Below are 3,612 nucleotides of genomic sequence, written 5' to 3' on the forward strand. Positions count from 1 at the left end.
TCTTTAGAGCACCTTGAGCAAGGCATACCTGCGGAGGAAGCAGCGAAAAGGCTAGGGCTGGTCTGGTGAAAGGTTATCAGGTTCGTCTTCTCCCTGAAGCGCTAGAAATGCTTGCATCTCTTGATGAACCTATCGCCCAACGAATCTTGGCAAAACTAAAATGGCTGGCAGACAATTTTGCAGATCTTGCTCCTGAACCGCTAGGCGGTGAGTTAAAGGGCCTCTTCAAACTTCATGTTGGAAGTTATGGGGTTCTTTACTCATTCGATCGTGAAAAGCGGGTCATCTACGTTCATCTCATAGGGCACCGCCGCGATATTTACAAAACATCGTGAACGATGTTTGTTCCCGTGATTATGGCCTCTGTTCAGTCAAGACGTGTAGCTTTCAAAGACCCATTTCACGCAAAAAGAGGGCGTTGATTTTGTGGACATCGAAGCGTTCCTCGGCCAGGCGCCGGGATTCTTTGCCCATTTGTTCTATGAGGTCGGGTTCAAGGATAAAACGCTCGACGCTCCTGAGTTCAAAACCTCCTGAAGCACTTCTTCTAAGCGTTCAGCAAGCTTACAAATATCATGATGCTTTTCCACACATTCCGTTCCACGGCAGCCCGGGGCTTCACGGCACTTTAACTTTGCCCTTATATCTAAACCAAGGGATAGAAGTCAAATTTTTTCGCGTTTACATCACTATTCGTGAACACTTCTTACTTTAATTACCACAGCCTGCCTAACCAGTGGTCGGGAATTGACGCCATAGCTGTCTCTTTGTTTGTGGTAAACACGCCCCATAGGACGATTAAATTCCCAGTCACGATATGAACGTCCGTTAAACGGGCAAGAAGTTCACACCCGTGCTCCGGAAAATGAGCAAAATTGGACGTTAAGAGCTCCAACATGGCCCGCTCCTTCCCACGCCCCGGTAATTAAAGCCAAGTTTCATGAGTGCGTGCCCATCTAGAGCATTTCGGCCGTCAAATACGAAACGTGGTTCAATCATAAGATCTCTCACCTTCTTCCAAGGGAGATCAAGTAATTCCTGCCACTCCGTTGCTAAAATTAGCGCCTGGGCACCCTTCAGTGCCTCAAGCGCCGAGCTACACAACTCTATCCCCTCTGGAATCAAGCGACGTGCGGATTCCATTGCTTTAGGATCATAGGCCCGGACGTCTGCACCAAGCTCTACCAAAAGCCGCGCGATATCAAGTGCAGGAGCTTCCCTTACATCGTCGGTATTCGGTTTGAAAGCTAGCCCCAGCAAGGCTACCTTTACTTTCTTAAGGCTTCGAAAGGTTTCCTGCAATGCCTGTATTGGAAGGAGTCGCTGGCGGTTATTCACGTTGATTACAGCACGTATGAGTTCGACATTGAGCCCCTTTACCAAGGCGAGAAACTCCAGGGCGCGCGTATCCTTAGGTAAACACGACCCACCATAACCAAGACCTGCGTTTAGGTAGCTTAAACCAATACGTGGATCAAGCCCAATACCACGAGATACATCGTCAATGTTTGCTCCCACTTTTTCACAAATATTAGCAATTTCATTTATAAATGATATTTTTGTAGCTAAAAAGGCGTTGGCCGCGTATTTAATCATTTCCGCAGTGGTGATATCAGTGATAAGAAACGGGGCCTGAATTCCTGCATACATCTTTTTTACCAGGCTAACAGCCGCCTCATCCCGGCCACCTATCACGATCCTATGGGGGTGCATCCAATCCTGAACTGCCTGACCCTGTCGCAGGAATTCTGGATTGGAAATATACCTGAGATTTGTTCCGCTTAGTTCTTCCGCCAGCAAGCGAAGACCAGTACCTGGAGGAACTGTACTTTTCATGACGATAACCGCTTCACCAGGGTTTTGTGCCTTAATCCATCGGATAGCTGAGTACACTTGAGATAAGTCAATCCCGCCATAAGGTTGAGCTGGGGTACCAACGGCAATAAGAATAATTTCTCCTAGGTTTTCAATCATATCATTTACGTGATTAAATCGGATCCTTCCTGCCTGAAGACCTTTCAATATGAGTTCTGATAATCCGGGTTCGTAAAACGGGCAGACCCCTTGCTGAAAAGAAGCTACCCTGTTCTTATCGACATCAATACCAACTACATTATGTCCAGCATTGGCCAACACGCCAACGGCTACCGCCCCTACGTACCCCAATCCGACCACAGTGATATTCATTTGGCCAACCTCCCTTTTCTCTTAAGGCGTTTGTCAAAGCTTCATTAACAGCCGACCCAATTAATGATATCATCGGCCTATGATCCCTCACGGCCCTACCTACGAGTTTGTCACTACCTCCCGCAGTATCTGTTCCAGTTTATTCGCCAACGTGGGAATTGCGTGGTACTTCTCAACATACTGCCGCCCGCGGCGGCCCATGGCTTCGCGCTCTTCTTGTGGCATTTGGTAGAGCTTAATGATGGCCTCGGCCAAGGCTTGCGGGTCTCCAGGGTTTACCACAAGACCACAACGGCTTGTTTCAACTGGGTTATATATTGTTCTTGCTGCGTATAAAATTGGCTTAGCTGCTGCCATGTAATCCATTAACTTTAAAATACTCCCACTGTAAGCTCCAAAAGTAGGGTGCTTAGTTAACAGAAGAGCATCGGCCTCTTTTAAAACTTTCGGGACATCTGTTTTTGCTACAGAGTTTCGAAAACAAACATTCGTAATCGCCAACGATTGCGCTAATGCGATAAGACTTTCTTTTGTAGGACCGTCACCAACTAATACAAATTTAATGCTTTTGTACCCTTTTGCTTGCACGAGTTCCGCAGCTCTAATCACAACATCTAAAGCGTTGGACATACTGTGAGCACCAAGGTATAACACATAGAAGTCATCAGAACTCTTTCTTAAAGACTGTTTCGATAGACGATCAAAACTGGAGAGGTCGATTCCATTGGGAATCCAGCAAATCTTCTCCTGGTCTATGCCGCAGGCAGTGATATATTCCTTCATCTGGGGTCCGAGAATAATGATTCGCTCCGCACGGCGATAGAGGAACCTCTCCAGTGCCTGCAGAGCCTTTACGAGCGGATGACCGGCGCTCAGTTCGCCCACGTCGATGATTGCCTGGGGCCAGAGGTCCCGGACTTCCATCACAAAGGGGACTCGGAAATGCCGAGCCACCAAATAAGCAGCAAGGGGGGTAAGGAGGTGAACTGATGACCCAATAACCACATCGGGCTTCTCTACTTCAGGAAACAAACGCGGAAGGCGTATTCCAAGTCGCCAGGCCCGAAGCATAAAAGCCACCATATTCCTCGCCCGGCGCCAGTCATTCCTGTGATATGGTGGAGTGCGAAGCCACACAAACTTGATACCGTCGGTTTCCTCGACCTTCCACTTTTCCCCTGGTTGCAAGCGGGTTTCTCTGTGCAGGTAATGGTGGAAGCTCGTGGCAAAAATGGTGACTTTATGCCCTTTCTTTACCAATTCCTTCCCGAGGTCATAATGTCTAGTTCCACCAGGAAGATCCGGCGGATGCGCGTATTGGTTAAAGATCCAGATGTTCATGCCTATTCCTCTTGTAACTTTTTACTTCACTCCCATAAGGGCTAGCAATCTTTGAACGTTGGTTTGCAAGTTGAACCCCTGGTT

Annotated in this window: 3 protein-coding genes; 1 reads left to right on the forward strand and 2 read right to left on the reverse strand. The window is 47.8% G+C overall.

The window, feature by feature from the left end:
• Positions 1-107 precede the first annotated feature (107 nt).
• The gene (locus H5T41_10820) at positions 108-335 is read left to right on the forward strand and encodes a type II toxin-antitoxin system RelE/ParE family toxin (GenBank protein ID MBC7109251.1); all 228 of its coding nucleotides are present in this window, start codon (positions 108-110) and stop codon (positions 333-335) included.
• A 547-nt stretch (positions 336-882) separates the two neighbouring features.
• On the opposite strand, the gene H5T41_10825 is transcribed toward H5T41_10820, so the two are convergent.
• Both H5T41_10825 and H5T41_10830 read right to left on the reverse strand, forming a co-directional pair.
• A complete protein-coding gene (locus tag H5T41_10825; GenBank protein MBC7109252.1) occupies positions 883-2,187 on the reverse strand; it encodes a UDP-glucose/GDP-mannose dehydrogenase family protein in 1,305 nt (434 codons plus the stop codon).
• Positions 2,188-2,286: 99 nt separating this feature from the next.
• Positions 2,287-3,528: a glycosyltransferase family 4 protein gene (locus H5T41_10830; protein MBC7109253.1), complete on the reverse strand. Its 1,242-nt coding sequence runs from the start codon at positions 3,526-3,528 to the stop codon at positions 2,287-2,289.
• Positions 3,529-3,612: the final 84 nt, after the last annotated feature.

The organism is Methanomassiliicoccales archaeon (assembly GCA_014361295.1).
In the GTDB taxonomy this organism is placed as follows: domain Archaea; phylum Thermoplasmatota; class Thermoplasmata; order Methanomassiliicoccales; family JACIVX01; genus JACIVX01.